General features: G+C 65.1%; 15 protein-coding genes. 3 read left to right on the plus strand and 12 right to left on the minus strand.

Translation table 11 applies throughout. The features are described 5' to 3' along the window. Positions 1-38: 38 nt before the first annotated feature. The 10 genes from RGUI_RS05745 to RGUI_RS05790 form a co-directional block, all read right to left on the minus strand. On the minus strand, positions 39-791 hold the full coding sequence (locus RGUI_RS05745) for a 4Fe-4S dicluster domain-containing protein (protein WP_081532171.1): 753 nt from the start codon (positions 789-791) through the stop codon (positions 39-41). Positions 792-831: 40 nt separating this feature from the next. Beyond that, on the minus strand, positions 832-1,212 hold the full coding sequence (locus RGUI_RS05750) for a DsrE/DsrF/DrsH-like family protein (RefSeq protein WP_081532172.1): 381 nt from the start codon (positions 1,210-1,212) through the stop codon (positions 832-834). A gap of 153 nt (positions 1,213-1,365) precedes the next feature. After that, a complete protein-coding gene (locus tag RGUI_RS05755; RefSeq protein WP_081532173.1) occupies positions 1,366-2,055 on the minus strand; it encodes a type 1 glutamine amidotransferase in 690 nt (229 codons plus the stop codon). A 279-nt stretch (positions 2,056-2,334) separates the two neighbouring features. Then, entirely contained in the window at positions 2,335-3,621 is a 1,287-nt protein-coding gene (locus RGUI_RS05760) for an OmpP1/FadL family transporter (protein ID WP_172841089.1), read from the minus strand. A 250-nt stretch (positions 3,622-3,871) separates the two neighbouring features. Further along, a complete protein-coding gene (locus RGUI_RS05765) occupies positions 3,872-4,948 on the minus strand; it encodes a lipoate--protein ligase family protein (protein ID WP_081532175.1) in 1,077 nt (358 codons plus the stop codon). After that, complete coding sequence (locus RGUI_RS05770; RefSeq protein ID WP_081532176.1) at positions 4,941-6,218, minus strand: radical SAM protein; 1,278 nt, start codon at positions 6,216-6,218, stop codon at positions 4,941-4,943. Before RGUI_RS05770 ends, RGUI_RS05765 begins: the two co-directional genes overlap by 8 nt. Then, entirely contained in the window at positions 6,215-7,312 is a 1,098-nt protein-coding gene (locus tag RGUI_RS05775; RefSeq protein WP_216640106.1) for an NAD(P)/FAD-dependent oxidoreductase, read from the minus strand. The genes RGUI_RS05770 and RGUI_RS05775 overlap by 4 nt, the downstream gene beginning before the upstream one ends. Beyond that, positions 7,309-8,340: a radical SAM protein gene (locus RGUI_RS05780; RefSeq protein ID WP_081532178.1), complete on the minus strand. Its 1,032-nt coding sequence runs from the start codon at positions 8,338-8,340 to the stop codon at positions 7,309-7,311. Before RGUI_RS05780 ends, RGUI_RS05775 begins: the two co-directional genes overlap by 4 nt. Further along, positions 8,325-9,461, minus strand: a complete 1,137-nt coding sequence (locus tag RGUI_RS05785) for an acetoin utilization protein AcuC (protein WP_081532179.1) — start codon at positions 9,459-9,461, stop codon at positions 8,325-8,327. Before RGUI_RS05785 ends, RGUI_RS05780 begins: the two co-directional genes overlap by 16 nt. Positions 9,462-9,718: 257 nt before the next feature. Beyond that, positions 9,719-10,222 carry a hypothetical protein gene (locus RGUI_RS05790; protein WP_081532180.1) on the minus strand — a complete coding sequence of 168 codons (504 nt, stop codon included), beginning with the start codon at positions 10,220-10,222 and terminating at the stop codon, positions 9,719-9,721. Between the two features lie 218 nt (positions 10,223-10,440). On the opposite strand from RGUI_RS05790, the gene RGUI_RS05795 reads away from it, so the two are divergent. Then, positions 10,441-10,782 carry a hypothetical protein gene (locus RGUI_RS05795; protein ID WP_081532181.1) on the plus strand — a complete coding sequence of 114 codons (342 nt, stop codon included), beginning with the start codon at positions 10,441-10,443 and terminating at the stop codon, positions 10,780-10,782. A gap of 87 nt (positions 10,783-10,869) precedes the next feature. Here RGUI_RS05795 and RGUI_RS05800 read toward each other — a convergent pair whose 3' ends face one another. Together RGUI_RS05800 and RGUI_RS05805 are read right to left on the minus strand one after the other, a co-directional pair. Continuing rightward, a complete protein-coding gene (locus RGUI_RS05800) occupies positions 10,870-11,457 on the minus strand; it encodes a TetR/AcrR family transcriptional regulator (RefSeq protein ID WP_081532182.1) in 588 nt (195 codons plus the stop codon). Between the two features lie 152 nt (positions 11,458-11,609). Then, positions 11,610-13,994 carry a penicillin acylase family protein gene (locus tag RGUI_RS05805; RefSeq protein WP_172841090.1) on the minus strand — a complete coding sequence of 795 codons (2,385 nt, stop codon included), beginning with the start codon at positions 13,992-13,994 and terminating at the stop codon, positions 11,610-11,612. Positions 13,995-14,645: 651 nt separating this feature from the next. Here RGUI_RS05805 and RGUI_RS05810 point away from each other — a divergent pair. Continuing rightward, a complete protein-coding gene (locus RGUI_RS05810) occupies positions 14,646-16,001 on the plus strand; it encodes a D-alanyl-D-alanine carboxypeptidase family protein (protein ID WP_081532183.1) in 1,356 nt (451 codons plus the stop codon). After that, the gene (locus RGUI_RS05815) at positions 15,998-16,687 is read left to right on the plus strand and encodes a fumarylacetoacetate hydrolase family protein (RefSeq protein WP_081532184.1); all 690 of its coding nucleotides are present in this window, start codon (positions 15,998-16,000) and stop codon (positions 16,685-16,687) included. Before RGUI_RS05810 ends, RGUI_RS05815 begins: the two co-directional genes overlap by 4 nt. The last annotated feature ends 4 nt before the right edge of the window (positions 16,688-16,691 follow it).

Below are 16,691 nucleotides of genomic sequence, written 5' to 3' on the forward strand. Positions count from 1 at the left end.
CGGTTTCCTCCCTGAAGCGCGGCGCCCCTGCCGGGGGATCAATCGTCGTCGTCTTCGTCTTCCTGCTCTTCGAGCCACTCTTCCCACTCTTCGCGCTTCTCATCCATCACGTCCGAGACGACATCGAAGAGGTTCTCGTCGACGGCTTCCAACTGATCCAGAACGCCGGTCTCTTCCCAGATCGTGTAAAGCTCGACCGAGGCGCGCAGGTTGACCTCCCACGCGGTGTCCAGCGTATGCATGGTGGGCATCGGGATCGCCTTGCGCAGGATCATCAGCGGCGCGTCGATCTTGGCCACGTCCGGCCCCCAGTCGGGGAACGCTTCCTTGGTGATCATATTCGGCGCAAGCTGGTTGCCCGTCGACACGACCTTCAGCAGCACCCGGCTGAACGGGCGCAGCACCTCTTTCGCCGACTCCATCTGATGCTTGATCGCGACCTCGCGCATGATCATGACCAGACCGCCGGGCGAGTTTTCGAAAGGGCAACGCGCGGCACAGGTGTAGCACTGGGCACAGGCCCAGATCTTTTCCTGCATCGCGTCGTAGATACCTTCGAGGTTCTCGGTCCACAGAAGCTGCACGATCTCGCGCGGCGAGTAGTCGTAGTAGTGGGCCGAGGGGCAGGTCGCCGTGCAGATGCCGCAATTCAGGCATCCGTGGATCTCGTGATTGTAAAGCTGGTGGCCGCGGATATCGTCGAAGATCTCTTCGAGAGTCTCGTAGGCAATCACAGGTTTCTCGGATACCGGATCGGAAATCGGTGCCGGTATCTGGCGTATTGCACCCATCTTCACCTCCCTTGGAAGCTGGGACCCGTCTGGGCGTGTCTCAGTAGGTCAGCACCTTGCAGTCGTCGTCTTCCATGATGTCGCCAATGACCTTGGCGCCGCCGACGATGCCCTCGCATTCGGGGATCAGGTCGTCTTCGGTCATGTCGAACAGATCGAGGTTGGGCGAGCAGCAATAGAACTTTGCCCCGGCCTCATGCGCATCCTTGATGAAGTCGTAGACGGTCTTCGGCGAGCCCTCTTTGACCACCAGTTTCTCGGCCACGCCCTTTTTCATCAACTGGCCTGCGGTGGCGGTGCAGACGACATCCACCTCATAATCCATCGCGGCAGCGACGGTGGCCTGGAAGAACGGTGCGCCCAGTTCCTCGCCATTGCGCGGATCTGTATTGACCATCACGATTATCAACTTGTCGGCCAAGGTCTCCTCCCTGAGATCGCGGCGTGCTGTCGTGGATACGATTCGAACCCGTATCGCTGAATTCGTCCATTAACCGTAGGGTGACACATTCATATATGCAAGAATATATTAATGTGTATCTAGCGGAAGTTGCGACTTCCCCGGCCGGGTCGCCTACATCAATTGGGCGTGGGTCACGATGCCGACCATCAGCGGCGTCAACGCTGCGGCAATGTCGGCCTGCGCCTCGCCCAGCGCCGCAAGGGCAGAGGCAGGATCCTCTGGCGTGTCCTCGAATTCCATGACCAGGTCTTCGACCATACCGCGCTTGAACCCCGGATGGCCCACCATCCCCAGACAGTTGCCGTTCAGCGAAAAGATCGCGGGCGCCCCGTCCTGATCCTCGGCCAGAACCTCCGCCCCCTTGGGCAGAACCGGCCGGTCGCGCAGGTAGTGGGCCAGCGGAAACCGCTCGGGCAGGTAGCCGCCCAGATGGCCGGGGGCGGTCGCCTGCACCTCGTCCACGGCAAAGCGGAGCGGCGCTTCGGACGCGCCACCGCCCGCCGCAACCGACAGGATCATGGCCCCAAGCCCAAGGCCCACCACCGGCAACCCGGCCTCAAGAAACGCCTTGGTCAAACGGAACTCCGGCGCGGCAGAGGGCAGGATATGCCCGCTGACCAGACCGTAGGGACCTCCGCCCAAGAGCCACAGCCCGTCAAATCCCTCTGGCCCGAAGGGTAGCGTGCCACCATGGGTGAAGGGGCGGAAATACCGGAACCGGATATTCCGACCCTCCAGGTGATCCTCGATCAGACCCAGATATTCAGCCTCGGTATGCTGGACGACGGCAACGGTTTTCATCTTCCGGGCTCCACGGCCGCGCGACGGGCCTTGGCAAGATCGGTCGGCGTGACATCAAGGGGTTCGGGGCAGAGACGCGCGCAAGCCGCGCTCACCCTATCCGCTCGTCCATGAGCGGCCCCTGACCGAGGACACGGGCCGACCACACATCGATACCCCTTATCCGCATGCCGCCCCCACCCGCGCTGCCCGAAACGGCAGGCGCGTTGAAAATACATATCTCATGCATAACAAGAGAGACGCGGCGTGGCGAGTGCGAACCCGCCGCGCCGCCCGGCATCACCACTTGTAGGTCATGCCGACAGAGAATTCGTTCTGGTCCATCCGCAACTTGACCGGTTGACCCGCCGCGATCATGTTCGTGCCCGTCACGCTGCTCTCGAAGGCATGGGTATAGGCCGCGGTGATGCCCCAGTTCTCGTTCACCTTGTAGCTTGCCCCAAGCGAGGCATGCCAGCGCGGAGTCGCCGGGGCCAGCACGTTCAGCAGCGCTTCCCCGTTGTCGATGAACTGCGTCGCATAGCTGACACCGCCGCGGAAGGTCCATTTCTCGTTGGCCTTCCAGATCCCGGCAACACGGATCACGTCCATGTCCTTCCAGCCGAAGCCCGGCCCGCTGTCGGTGCCCAGCAGCGCCGAACCGGTGTTCGGCAGCGTGACGTTCGAATTGGAGATCGAGTTGATGTCGCTGTAGAAGATCCGCTGATACTCCGCCGTCAGCGTCACGTCCGGGTTGGAGGGCAAAGTGTAGGCCGCCCCAAGCGTCGCTACCGCCGGGATATCGAAATCCCCCTGCTCGGCGAAGAGGCCGGAATACTTGTTGAACTTCTCCATGTAGATGCGCGAGCGGTAGGAAAAGCCGAACCGCCACTGTTCATTCGGCTCCCACACCATGCCGAGATTCAACCCCAGCCCCGAGGACCAGTCGTCACCGTTGTTGGTCACGCTGCCCACGTCCGACGTGAAGAACGCGTTGTCGAACGCCTGCAACCCGGTGGCCGAAAAGCGCTGGATCGCGAGGATCGGCGCGACACCGACGGTCAGTTGTTCGTTGACGTCGTAGGCATAGTTCACGGCGATGAACAGCTGTTCGAGATTCACGCCAAGCGGTGAGGTCGAGTTCACAGGGTCGAAGTTCTGGAAGACGTTCGTATTGTATTCGGTATTCATCCCGCCATTGCCGAAGGCGATGATCCCAAGGCTCGACCTTTCGCTCAGGCTGAAATTGACGCCGCCGCAGGGGATGAAGAACACGTCGTTCTTGCTTTTCTGCGTGCCGGACACCAGCGGCCCGGCAGCGCTGTCGACCGAAAATCCCCGATCCGGTGCGAAGGTCGTCAGACAGAAACCGGCCGTGTTGCCGACCCGCGTTCCAAAGGCCGGGTTCTGCGCCAGACCCAAAAGGCCCGCAGACACCGCGACGCCGGCCCCGGCCATCCCCTTGGACGGGCCGCCATAGCCGTTCGCGATATAGCCGTTGGTGGCCAGTGCCGGCGCGGCAAACATCCCAAGTGCCAGCGCCATTGCCGACGTCCGCAAAAGCGGCGGCATTCCCTTGTCACTCATTGTCGTCTCCTCCCTCGCGCAGGAACGGCTGCCCCGTTGTTCCTCCCCGGGGCTGCGGCCTTCCCAGGTTCGCATAGCCATGACGCTAGCGGGATGCCGGTTTGCGATCAACACAATCCTGAACGGGCCCGGTCTGATCGGCCCGTGACGGGGATAACCGGGCACACACGCAGCGCTGCCTGCGCCCAAGGCGCAGGTGCACAGGCCGGGTATCCCCGCCTCTAACCCGTTCTTTCCGTGGCGCTGACGGTCAGGCCCGGCCCGCGGCGGCGGCCTGCAAGGCTTGTGTGAAATCCGCAGGCGCGGCCGACATCAGCGAGGCCCCGGCCGCATCGAAGAACCCCTGAACCGCCCCCTCGACCTCGTCGAAGGGAACACCACGCAGCGCCGCCTCAAGGTCCGGGACGATCCGCGGCGGCGCGACGAAGAAATCGCCGGTAAACAGCACCTCGCGGATACGGTCCTGCCGCGCGCCTTCCAGCCGCAGATGCGCCGTGATGGTGCCGCCCTTGCCCATATGGCTGGCCGACAGGACATCGGCCGCCTTGCCCGGATCGTCGATCCCGTAGACGAACTCGTCCTGCCCGATTTCACTGTCGAAGATCTCCTGCGCGAGGCGTTCTTCGCCGTCCGTGATCTCACCCCATTCGGGCGCGATGCCCAGCCGGTGCGCAAAGGCCGCCAGAAGGGCCTCTTTCACCTCGGCCGCCGGGGGCGGTGCGCCGTCGAAAAGCTCCGTCAGGGTCACGATGCGCTTCGCGGCGTCGCTCGCCCCGTGTTTGGCCAGCTTCGCGGCGGGGATGTTCAAAAGGCCCGCCATCTTCGCCCCGTCCATCGCGACAAGGATCGTACCCTGGTAAAAGATCGTGTCGCCGTCGAAGAACCCGCCGGTGCCAGAAATCTTCCGCCCATCGACCTCGATATCATTGCGCGGGCGATACCGCGCCGCGATTCCCAGCGACGACAAGCCCTCCGCCGCAGCCTCACATATTTCACGCGCCAGATCGCCAAGGGACGTGATCCCCAGCGTGGCCTTGTGAAACACCAGCTCCCAACCGAATTGCCCTTCATCCAGATAGAGCGCCCCACCGCCGGTGACGCGCCGCCCGATGCCCACGCCCGCCGCCCGGCAGGCGGGCAGGTTCAGTTCCTGGCTGATCGCCTGATGGCGCCCGGCCAGAACCGAGGGCGGGAACGTCAGAAAGCGTACCGTGTCAGGCGTGGTGCCCGCCTTGTGCCCCTCGATCAGCGCCTGGTCGCAGGCGATCTGTTCGCGGCAGTCACGCACGCCCGTATCGATCACGCGGAAGGGTTTGGCCTCAGTCAAGGTCCAATTCCTCCCCCGGCACATAGGTCTCTCCGGGGCGTTCCATATCCAGTTGGTGGCGCACCCGCCGCAGATCGGCCGGGCGCAATTCGAACGGATAGGACGCGATGTCCGATGGCGGGCTGTCGCCATAGGGCCGGTCGCAGGCCGAGATGTCCTCGGCAAACTTGCCGGGGCAGCCCGAGGTGCGGAAGGCAATCCCCGCATCGACGATTGCGGCGAGTTCCGAGGCCGGAAGCCCGAAATCGGTAATCCGCCCATCGTCGCCGAATGTCATGTGCTCGACCCGCACCCCGCAATAGTCCACCAGATAACGGGCCAGTTGCACCCGCCGCCACTGATCCCGGGGCGTGGCGGGCAGGTGGTCCATCAGGCTGCCCTTTTCGGGATAGAAGCAGAACATGTGGGAATGCCCGCCCAGATCGACGAGGCGCTGGATCACCTCCATCATCTCGCGCTCTGTCTCGCCCATGCCGACGATCAGATGCGCGCCGAATTTCTGTGGCCCGAAGATGTCGCGCGCCATGTGGATCGCGTCCCAATAGGTGTCCCAGCTATGGGGCGACTGAACGCCCTTGCCACGGGTGCGATCGAACACCGCGGGGCTGGCCGCATCCAGGGCCACGGTAAAGATGTCAGAGCCCATGTCCTTCAACCGCACGATATCCTCGCGCGTCATTGTCGTCGGGTTGGACAGGATCGAGATCGGGATCGCGTCGGGGTCGATCCGGTCGGTCCATGTCTTCAGCACAGTCACCGTGTCTTCATCCGAGTTCGGGTGCGTGATCATCGAGATGCACATGCGGTGGAACGGGCTGTTGTCGACATCCGCAGCAATGCGGTCCACGACCTCCGCCATCGGGGCGGCGGGCCAGTCCACGCGGATGAAGTTGCGGTCGGCATAGTTCCGCTCTGCCTCCCGGTGCCGTGCCAGCCCGCAATAGGCGCAATTGGCGCGGCAGCCCTCGGGGTAGGTCAAGAGCAGGTTGAGGCAGCGCGTGCAGGAACAGTTGTACATCTGCCCCTCCACCAGACCCAGGGTGATCGCCGCCGCGGTCGACATCTGCACGTACTCTGGCGACCGCATATGGGGCGTCATGACCCGGTAATCGGGGCGATAAAGCCCCTCGGGCGCGATGCCTGCATCCTTCACGGCGCGGCCGTTCTTCATCGTGGGGGGCACCTGCCCCGGCGCGCGGGGTTGCATCCGTTCGGCGGTGTTGATGCCGGTTCCGGGGGCGGGCTGCTGGTTCTGGTTCAGGCAACTCATGCGGGTTCCTTCGCCTCCGTGGCTGGGGTTTGTGTCTTGTCCTGTCGGTATTCCGGAAAGGCGATCCACGCCCGGCGCAGATCGGCCTCGGTCGGCTGGCCGCCGTTGTCATAGGTGGCCATCAGCGCCTGCCGCTGTCGAACGGCCAGCCCAAGCGATGGGCCGTATAGATCGTGCAGGTCCTCGGCATAGTCATCGGCGGCATCGGACCGGCCCGCGGCCATGTCCGCGGCCGCCTCGCCGGCCAACCGCCCGGACAGGACGGCGGCCGCAATCCCTGCGCCGGTGATCGGATGGGTCAAACCCGCCGCATCGCCCGCCAGCAGAACCTCCACCGGCCCGATCCGGCCCACCGGCCCGACCATACCGCCCACGGGGATCTTGCCCCCGGTCAGGCGGGTTGCCGTCTCCCCAACCCGCCCCTGCCGGACAAGCCGGGCATGAAGGTCTTCCAAAAGCGGCTTCAACCGGTCCCGCGCATGGGGCACCACGCCAAGGCCCAGATTGGCCTCCTCCCCCCGCGGGAAAAGCCAGCCATAGCCCCCCTCGATATCGGCGCTGAGGAAGATATCCGTCGCGTCATGGGGCGCCAGCAGCGGCACCGTGATCTGCCGCGCCTCGGCCAGAGCCCGATTGGGCAATCCGGCCAACCGCCCAACGGTGGAGCGCGGACCATCCGCCCCGATGACCACACGTGGCCGCATCGTCCGGTCGGCGACAACGACCGTTCCGTCAGGGTCGATCCCGTGCAGCGCCACCCCGGTCATTACCTCAGCCCCGGCGGCAAGCGCGTCCTCCACCAACGCCGCGTCGAACCGCGCGCGGTCGATCATCACGCCACGGAAATCCGGCGTCCGAACTGGGGCGCCGGTGCCCAGACAGGTTTCCATCGCCGCGATCTCCTGCACGGCGGAGCGGGCGACGGCCGATGTTTCGCCGGCCAGCGCGGCGGGCACGAACTCGGCGCATTGGACGGGACAGCCCGGTTCGGCACGGCGGTCCACCGCCAGAACCCGCGCGCCCGCCCGGGCCGCCGCCGCCGCGGCAGAGGCCCCGGCGGGCCCCAGCCCCACGATCAGAACATCGACGCTCACGCCGCGCACCCCGCCTTGGCCCGCGCCTCCCCCAGCTTGATGGAACAGCAGGCATGGGCCTGTTCCCATTGCCGTCCGGTCAGCGCCGCCACGCCCACCGCGCCCTCCGCCGGGAAGGCGATCCCGTCCAGCCCCGCCATCACCGCATAGGCATCGGTGATCCGCTTGTGCATGCCCGCGGGCCGCGCACAGCCCAGCAGAACGTCACGGTCGGCCAGCACCGCGCGGGAGTCCATGAAGATGCGGCCCACCTGATGGGCATCGGGCGTCACGAAGGTCCCCGGTTCCGCATAGAAAGGCATGACCACCACCAGCACCAGCGCCTTGGTCGGATAGCGCGCGACCATGTCCAGCGCCCGCGCCTCTCCAACAATGCGCCCATAATGCAGACCGATGACGATATGGGGCGAGATCTCCATATCCGTCGCGGACAGCGCGGCCAGCGTGGCCTCGAAATCCTCGACGGGCCGGTCGAGGTGATAGACCTCACGGATCGTGTCGTCCGATCCGATCACGTCCATCATGGCGGTGTCGACGCCCGCCGATGACATCCGCTGTGCCCCGGCCTCATCCGTCAGGGCGGTGTGGATCGCGACGCGCAGATCGGGGAAGTCACGCTTCAGCCCCTCGATCACCGGATAGAAGCGGTCATAGTTAATCTCGTTGCGCCGGTTCGACCCGCCCGACAACAGGAACCCCTGCAAGCCCTGAAGGGCGATCAGATCGCGCACCTTCTGGTCCAGCACCTCGGGCTTTGTGGCGGGGATCATCGGCTCCAGGATCTTGGCCTTGCAGTGGTCGCAATCGAGCGCGCAGGCCCCCCCGGTGATCGAGAAGGCCGGGAAGGAATTGCGCCCGCATCCCTTGATGTCGGGCGTGTCGTATTCCTTGAAGGTGGGCGTGGCAAACCGGATCGGGCGGGCCTCCACGCGGGGCGCGTGGCGCTCCATTTCAGCCACCAATTCCGCGTCGAAGTCGGCATCTTCCAGCGCCTCGATGCGTTCTATGCGGCTCAGCCAGTCGCCCATGTCTTGTCCTCCTCCAGCGGGTCGGCAGCGCGGACCGCCGCAATCAACTCTTCCACCTCGGGCCGCACCGGCCCGTCATTGCGGCCGTCTGCAATCGTGGTGAACCATTCCGGCGCGCGATCCTCTTCCTCGACCAGTTCGCAGTCGAGCGCGGCAAGCACCGCCTCGGCCTCGGTCGGCAACCGCTCGGGGATCGCCTGTCCCGACAGCCGCGCCCAAAGCCCCGCCCAGGATCGCCCCAGCGTCCACGGATTATACCCGCCACCGCCCAGCACCACGGCCGCGGGCGCCAGCGCGACAAGACGCTCTACCGCATCCCACATGCCGGTATTCGACAGCGCAAGCGAGGACAGCGGATCGCCCTTCAGCGCGTCCGCCCCAACCGTGATGACCACCGCATCCGGCGCAAAGCCCCGCGCCAGCGGAAACACCGCCCCGGCCATCACCCGCGCGAACTCTGCATCGTTCAGGCGCGGCGGCACGGGCAGGTTGCAGGCCTGCCCCACCCGATCCTCCAGCGTCCCGGTAAAAGGCCAGCGCCCGGCCTCGTGCACCGAAATCGTCATCACGCGCGGGTCGTCGGCAAAGGCGGCCTCCACCCCGTCGCCGTGATGGGCATCCAGGTCGACATACAGAACCCGCCGCCGGCCCAGATCGAGCAGTTCCAGAATCGCGAAGACCGGATCGTTGAAGAAGCAGAAGCCGCTGGCCCGGTCGCGCCGCCCGTGATGGGTGCCGCCGCCGGGATGAAACGCAACCGCGCCCGCATGGGCCAGATCGGCGGCCAGCAGCGCGCCGCCGACCGACACCGCGGCCCGGTGATAGAGCCCGCGGAAGATCGGGTTCTCCATCGTGCCGATATGGTGGCGTTCGCGATCCTCGGGGCTGGCCCGCCCCGCGGCCTCTGCACGGCGGATCGCCTCGATATAGGCCGGGTCGTGAAAGCGTTCGAGATCGGCGCGGCTGGCAGGCAAGGCTTCGACGACGTGACGGTCCGGGCCGATCCAGCCGAGCGCGGAGCACAGCCGCTCGACCGTTCCCACACGCGCAATCGCCAGCGGATGATTGCCGCTATAGCCGGTCTCGCGAAAGATCCCGGCGGTGATGAAATGCGCCGTCATCGGCTGAAAGTGCCTCCCCCCTGAGCGCCCCGGTCCTCCCACCGGGGTTCGCACTACGATATTCATGAAATAAGATATGACAAGAACTTCCGTCGCCATGCCGCAGCGATGAAGCCCCCGCCCCGGCCGCAAAGGCCCGCTTGCAGGCGTATTTCCGACGCGCGAGCCCCGCCCGGGGCCGCCCTGATCTCCTCGCCAAAAGCGCTCAACGAGTCGCGACGATGACCCGATTACGAGCCGGTCGGCCGGCGATTGCGTCAGTCGCGCTCCTCATTCGGGAACACACATCCGGCCGAACCACCCGCCAGCAGGGCCGCCAGAACATCCGCCATGACCTTTGCCTGCGATGCAGAGGTCACGCCGCCCACGCCCACCCATGTGCCAAGCCGCCACCAGACACCCGGCGCCCAGCCGCGAGACAAGGGCTGCGTCAGCCGGATCGTGAATCCGTTGGAGGGTTTCAGCGCGAACATGCCCCGTTCGATCCCGGCGATCCGGTCAAGCGGCGCAATCGGCCGCCCGGTGCTGTCGAAAAGGCCGTCGGCACGCAGGATAAGGGCCTTCGCCGTGGCGCGACGCATTGCCTCGGTCAGCGCCAGCGTTGCGGCCCCAAGGACCAGCAGGAACATCCGCCAGCCCCATGCCTGCGGCGGCTCCAGAAGTGCGATGTAGAACAGCAAAGCGGCCAGAAAGGCCAGCGCCACAAGCCCGATCACGCGGCGCAGCGGCGAAACACCAAGAATCGCGAGTTCCTCCGACATCTTTGTCCCCCATGCGAATCGAGCCCGTCTCTGGCGCCCAGTGCCGCAGGGCTCCCGGCGAGAGGGCGCAATGCTCGCGTGAATGTTAAGCGAAACCCGCTCCGTCAAGCTGTAAGATCAGGACGCGGCGAAAAATCACCTTGCCCGAAACGCCGAAGTTGCCATGTTGGTTGGGAAGCCAAGCTCGTATTGGTGGACAGGACCTAAGAAGGTGGATCATGACTAACAAACTTTCTGACGACAAGTACCCGCTCTCGAACATGCTCAACTTGCCGCTGCTCAGCAGCCGTAAGACCGACGTCCAGCTGAAGACGGACGATGCGACCCCGCTGTCCAGCCAGATGAACTGGCCGCTGCTCGACTACACCCTGGGTGAAGGCCGCGTCGAACTGATGACCGACAGCCCCACCGTTTTCTCCAGCCGCATGGGCTGGCCGCTGCTCAGCGACAAGCCGACCATGTTCGACACCGAGCTTCCCGGCTCCGAATCCAAGTCGAGCGGCGAAAGCCCGTTCGGCAAGTTCATGCGCGGCATCATGTCGGGCGAAGTCCAGAAGTAATCTTCCGGCCTTTTGTCCAGTCAAGGAGCGCCTGCCGGTTTTGGCGGGCGTTTCTCTTTTTGGGGCATAGGTGTCGGCGGCCTCGGATCAGGCGCCGACCGATTGGCGGACCATCGCCCAATAGACGTCGCCGACCCTTTCCCGGCTCAACCGTCCCTCGTCCCGATACCACGTGGTCACGCCCGTCAGCATTGCGATAAGGGCAAGCGTCGCAAGCTTGCTGTCCGGCAGCGCGAAGACCCCGGCCGCCTGCCCTGCGCGAAGGATGTCTTCCAGCACCTTTTCATAGCGTTTCCGCAAGGCCTCGACCTCTGCGAAGTTCCCCGGCTCCAGATTTCGTAACTCCATATAGGCGATGAAGACCGCGTCGGGACGTTCAAGGTGATAGCGGATGTGGAAGCGCGTGAAGCTTTCCAGTTGCGCAAGCGGCCCGGCGCCCTTGGGCTCATCCTCCCAAGCGGCCAGAAGACCCGTCAGATGCGCCGTCATCAGGTCGACAAGCAGCCCCTGCTTGTCGGGGATGTAGTTGTAAAGCGCGCCGGCCTGAACGCCCACCTCCGCCGCGATCTGCCGCATGGAAACCGCCGCATAGCCATGTTGCGCGAACAGCCTTTGGGCCACCGCGCGCAGCCGGGGGCCGGTGATTTCGGAGTGAGACCCGGATGTGCGTGCCATGATATCGGATCCTATGTGAACGCACGTTCAATTCAATCAAATGCGGTCAGGGCATCGCAAATATCCGCATGCGCCGGACATCCAAGCCGTCGATTGCATCGTTCCTGTCCCAGGTTCGACTGTTCGTGCCGATGTGACCGGCAGGGGCTGCGCTATTGCCGTTTCGGCGTCAGCCGCAAGACGGTCGGAAAGGCTGCGTCACTTGCCGGGGTCAGGTCCATCGGAACATACTCGCCCCGGTGCCAGATACGCCAGAGATCGCGATAGTGGCGCGACAGCGGGTGACCGGACTGTCCGGTTGAGATCACGAAAAGCGATCTGTCGGGATCGCCCATGTCATAGATGGCGCGATAACCCGACCCGTGCACATCGCGAAACGGGGCTGCCGGCTTGCCGCTCGTGCGTCCGCGCTTCAGGGTATGGTCCCCGCCATCGGCAGCGTGCCGGATGTTGACCAACGGACCAAGCCCCGGCACCTGGCCCAAGACCGTATGGTCATGCGTGGCGATGTGGTCATCCCCCCAGCGCAACGCCTCGACCTGTGCCCCCGATGTAACGTCAAGCCCGTCAAGCACGGCCCTGAGCGCGCGCGTCGCCATATCGGCGCAGGTTTCCGCCACCGGCGTCGAGATGTCGTCACACCAGATGGCAGCCCCGTCGGTGTCCGAGAACACCCGCTGCAGGAAATCGATCCGCGGATGGGTGAAGCCCTCGATATCGGGCCCAAGTTCGTCTTGCGTCAGATCGATCTGCAACTGGCGCAACAGGGCGGCATAAATCAGGGGTTCGGGGCGGTCCGCCCGCATCCGGCCATCCCATTCCCGCAACATGCCTACAACGCGCTGAAGACGCGGATCGTCGGCTCTGATGGCCTTCAGCACAGCCGGCAGGACGGTGCGCACCGGAGGGCTGACCGTATCGCCCTGAAGCGCCTTCATGCTCTGGCGGTCATGCAGGTCGCGTGCCCCAAGCGCCTCGGCCAGACGGTGAATGCGCTGGGTGTCGCCCCAATCGAAGGACACATGCTGCGGAAACGGCCGATCGGCGGTCTTGTTGTTGGTGTTCCCGATGACCCCGGAGACGGGGTCGACCACCCGGGGGCTGTCGGCATAGGGCAGGTAACCGTCCCAACGGTTCGCGGCAATCCAGCCCCGGGACGGCATCCGGCCCAGCGTTTCGTGCCCCGGGCCGCGCCGCGGCATGCGGCCGACCACCTGAAGCGCGATATGGTCAGGGTCCGCAAGGCTCAGGTTCATCGCGGGCGTCACGAAATCGCGCATGGCCTCAATGGCGCTCTCCACGGTCCCCGCCTGAAGCAGACGGTGAACGGCGCTCATCGTCCGGTCTTCCCGGTCGAACAGCGTGCGGGCAATCGCAACGACATGGCCCGGCGGCGTGATGGTCGAGAAATCGTAGTAGCGATCAGGCAGAATCGGCCCGTTCTCCGACCAGTGCAGTTCGATATCGACCGGATCGCCACCGCGGACGTGCAGCCGTGCAGCCTCTACCCGCAGCGGCCTGTATCCCGAAGGGGTCAGAACCTCGGTCGCATCGTCCGGGTTCAGACGCTCCAGATACACGTCCTGATCATCCATGTTCGCAGCCGTGATGCCCCAGGCGAGCGTGGCCTTCCGCCCCGAGAGCACCGCGGGAAGCCCCGGAATCGTCGCGCCGATCACATCGCCGCCCGAAAGGCCAAGCCGCGCCAGATACCAGATGCTTGGCGCGGAATAATCCAGGTGCGGATCATTGGCGAGGAGCGAGGCACCAGTCACAGACCGCGATGGCCCCACGGCCCAAGCGTTGGACGACCAGTCCCGGCCAAGCCCCGGCAGCCAGAGGTCGCCGTGGGTCGCGACGCCATTCCCAAGCGTCTGATCGAGCCAGGCCAGATCCGGTATCGCGACGATGGCGCCGTGGGGATCATCGGGCAGGATGTCGGCCAGCCGCTCAGGGCCCACGCGACGGGCCACACGGGCACGCAAGACCTCCCGGTCGACATGGGAGGCAAGCTGGAGCGCGAGCAGCTTCATCAGGGCAAGGCTGTCGGCAGGTTCCCAAATTTCCAGTTCGGTCGGGAACAGCAGGAATTCCGGCGCTGCTGCACCAAACCCCCGGTGCGTTTCGATATAGGCGTTCACCCCGGCCGCATAGGCATCCAGCCAGTCCAGCGTAAGGGGTTCCTGAACGGCCAAAGACGCCCGGGCGGCGCCATGCAGGTCCATGCGACGCAGGAGTTCATCGGCCCGCAGCGCCTTTGCGCCGACAAGTTCGGACAAACGGCCCTGAGACAGCCTGCGCAAGACCTCCATCTGCCACATCCGGTCCTGGGCATGAGCATAGCCAAGGCCGTAGAAGACCGACGCATCGCGATCCGCATAGATGTGCGGGATGGCATTTTCGGTGCGGGCAATCGTGACCTCTGACGGCAGGCCCGAGACGGGAACCACGCCGTCATAATCGGGCAGCGAGCGTCCCACCAACAGGATCGCACCGATGGAAAACGCCACCGCGCTGACCGCGGCCCCGATTGCCACTGCCCTGATTTCCCGCCTCACCGCGATCCACCTTCCAAACGAAGCGCGTCGTTCCCCCCGGAAGCATGGGTCGATGGGGGACCCTCTTCCATTGATGCAGATCAACGTCTCGCCTACAAAATCGGGTTGCCGGGCGCGCCTTCCGGAATTCCCGACCGGGACGGAACCACCCCATCTGCAAGGTCACAACCGGAACGGGACGTCGCCCCAACCGGCGTGGTCCGTGGCCCTCGGGCCGGGGCCGTCGGACAGACGGCGGGCAGGTCCCGATTCCCCAAAGCAGGGCAAGGCCGGTGCCCCGGCGGGCAGGCTCTGGGGCGCGGCACACCGCTGTGACAGAGCCGCGCCCGGTCAGGCGGCCTTTGCAGAATTGCAACAGACTGAAGATTCGGTGCGCCCGCCCCGGTGCCCGCAGTGACATCTTGTGGCGCGGGCGCAGCCCGCGACGACATCTAGAAACAGGTTAACAAATCCCTAAAGTGCCTTGGAATAAATGTGTTTTCGCGAATTCACACTTGTGCTACCTTACCTTAACCAGATCGCCCACGAACAAAGAACCGGGCGGCAAGAGGCAGTGAAAAGGCTATCGACGTGAAACGCCCGGCACAGTGCGTTCAGCGCGCAATATTCGTGACTCTTCTGACGTTAACCATGATGGCGGCCCCCGTCGTCGCGATGGCCGCGCCCTATGCGGCGATGGTGATCGACGCCCGAAACGGCAAGGTCCTGCATTCGCGCAACGCCGACACAAGGCTGCACCCGGCCTCGCTGACCAAGATGATGACGCTCTATATCGCCTTCGAGGCGGTGGAGAACGGAGAAATCGGTCTCGACCAGTATGTCACGATCTCCAAGAAGGCCGCGGCAGAGCCGCCCTCGAAACTCGGCCTGCGGGCGGGGCAGCGGATCAAGTTCCGCTATCTCATCCGGGGCGCGGCGGTGAAGTCGGCCAATGACGCCGCCACCGCCATCGGAGAGGCCATCGAAGGGTCGGAAGCCAAGTTCGCCCGGCGGATGAACCGCACGGCGAAGGCCTTGGGCATGTCGCGCACCACGTTCAAGAACGCCCACGGTCTGACCGAAGACGGGCATCTGTCCACGGCACGGGACATGACCACGCTGGGCCAGCATCTGCTCTATGACTATCCCGAATACTACAACCTGTTCTCACGCCTGACCACGGATGCGGGCGTGCGGACCGTTCCGAACACGAACCGGCGCCTTCTGAACAGCTATCGCGGGGCGGACGGCATCAAGACCGGTTACACCCGCGCCGCGGGGTTCAACCTCGTCGCCTCGGCCGAACGCGGAGGGGAGCGCGTGATCGCCACCGTTTTCGGCGGACGCACATCGGTGGAACGCAATGCCCGGGTCGCCGAATTGCTGGACATGGGGTTCAAACGCGCGCCCAGCCATGTTGCCGTGCGCAAGCCGAAAAAACCCGTCTACGGCGCACAGGCGACGCGTGTCTCGGCACTCAAGGCGTCCCTGCATCCAAAGCCGCGGCCGGCCGCCCAGGCGATCCAGACGGCGCAGGCCCCCGATGCCCTGCTGGAGACGATCACCAAGGGCGTGGAAACGGCCGTCAAGCTGGCGCAAGACGAGCTTCGGCCAACACCCGCCGCCGCCCCTGTCACACGGGCATCAAGCGATATCGCCCCCCCGCCTGCCCGCCCCGGACGCATGAAGTTGACCTCTGCCGCATTGGTCCAGACCGCCCCGGCCTCGCGCCAACAGGAGGTTGTGACGCGGATGTCCTCCTCCGGCGGGCGGCATTGGGGGATCAATGTCGGCCGCTATGGCTCGCGCTATCAGGCGGAGCGGGTCTTGCTGAAGACCGCGCTGCAGGAGCTTGGCATGCTGGACGATGCCTTGCGCAAGGTGGTTCAGAACCCGCGCGGCTTCGATGCCAATTTCGTCGGCCTGACCGAGGATGAAGCCGCGATGGCCTGTCGTCGTCTTGCCGCCCACGGCACCGACTGCAAGCCCATCGGGCCCACATCATGAGCGCGCGCTTCGCAATTCCGGAACCGTCCCGGCCATCCCTTGCCATCGTCGGGGCCGAGGCGCGCTTTCCGGTGCGGCGCATTTTTTGCGTCGGGCGCAACTATGCCGAACATGCCCGCGAGATGGGCGAGGATTCGCGGGAGCCGCCGTTCTTCTTCATGAAACCTGCCGATGCGCTGGTCGAAGACGGGGCGGATGTGCCCTACCCGCCCGCCACCGGCAACCTGCATCACGAAGGCGAACTGGTGGTCGCCATCGGCGTGGGCGGTGCGGATATACGGCCCGCCGATGCCCTGTCCCATGTCTGGGGCTATGGCGCCGGCAACGACCTGACCCGCCGCGACCTGCAGGCCCAGGCCAAGGCAGAACGGCGACCGTGGGACATGGCCAAGGGGTTCGACCACGCCGCCGTCTGTGGGGCCCTGATCCCCGCCTCGGAACTCGGTCATCCGATCGAGGGGCGGCTGGTCTGCACCGTGAACGGAGAAACCCGGCAGGACGGCGACATCGCCGAAATGATCTGGAGCGTGCCGGAGATCGTGACACATCTGTCGGGTCTGGTAACGCTGGCACCAGGTGATCTGATCTACACCGGAACGCCGGATGGCGTGGGGGTGCTGGAACGCGGCGACAACTGCACCGTTGCCATCCACGGCATCGGACGAGTCACGATCCGCATTCTTTAGACGG

The organism is Rhodovulum sp. P5 (genome assembly GCF_002079305.1).
Lineage (GTDB): Bacteria > Pseudomonadota > Alphaproteobacteria > Rhodobacterales > Rhodobacteraceae > Rhodovulum.

What these genes read in the sequence shown, in the direction of transcription:
- RGUI_RS05785 (WP_081532179.1), bottom strand. Translation starts at nt 9,461, where the DNA reads ATGACGGCGCATTTCATCACCGCCGGGATCTTTCGCGAGACCGGCTAT.
- RGUI_RS05815 (WP_081532184.1), top strand. Translation starts at nt 15,998, where the DNA reads ATGAGCGCGCGCTTCGCAATTCCGGAACCGTCCCGGCCATCCCTTGCC.
- RGUI_RS05800 (WP_081532182.1), bottom strand. Translation starts at nt 11,457, where the DNA reads ATGGCACGCACATCCGGGTCTCACTCCGAAATCACCGGCCCCCGGCTG.
- RGUI_RS05760 (WP_172841089.1), bottom strand. Translation starts at nt 3,621, where the DNA reads ATGAGTGACAAGGGAATGCCGCCGCTTTTGCGGACGTCGGCAATGGCG.
- RGUI_RS05810 (WP_081532183.1), top strand. Translation starts at nt 14,646, where the DNA reads ATGATGGCGGCCCCCGTCGTCGCGATGGCCGCGCCCTATGCGGCGATG.
- RGUI_RS05780 (WP_081532178.1), bottom strand. Translation starts at nt 8,340, where the DNA reads ATGGGCGACTGGCTGAGCCGCATAGAACGCATCGAGGCGCTGGAAGAT.
- RGUI_RS05770 (WP_081532176.1), bottom strand. Translation starts at nt 6,218, where the DNA reads ATGAGTTGCCTGAACCAGAACCAGCAGCCCGCCCCCGGAACCGGCATC.
- RGUI_RS05745 (WP_081532171.1), bottom strand. Translation starts at nt 791, where the DNA reads ATGGGTGCAATACGCCAGATACCGGCACCGATTTCCGATCCGGTATCC.
- RGUI_RS05790 (WP_081532180.1), bottom strand. Translation starts at nt 10,222, where the DNA reads ATGTCGGAGGAACTCGCGATTCTTGGTGTTTCGCCGCTGCGCCGCGTG.
- RGUI_RS05755 (WP_081532173.1), bottom strand. Translation starts at nt 2,055, where the DNA reads ATGAAAACCGTTGCCGTCGTCCAGCATACCGAGGCTGAATATCTGGGT.
- RGUI_RS05795 (WP_081532181.1), top strand. Translation starts at nt 10,441, where the DNA reads ATGACTAACAAACTTTCTGACGACAAGTACCCGCTCTCGAACATGCTC.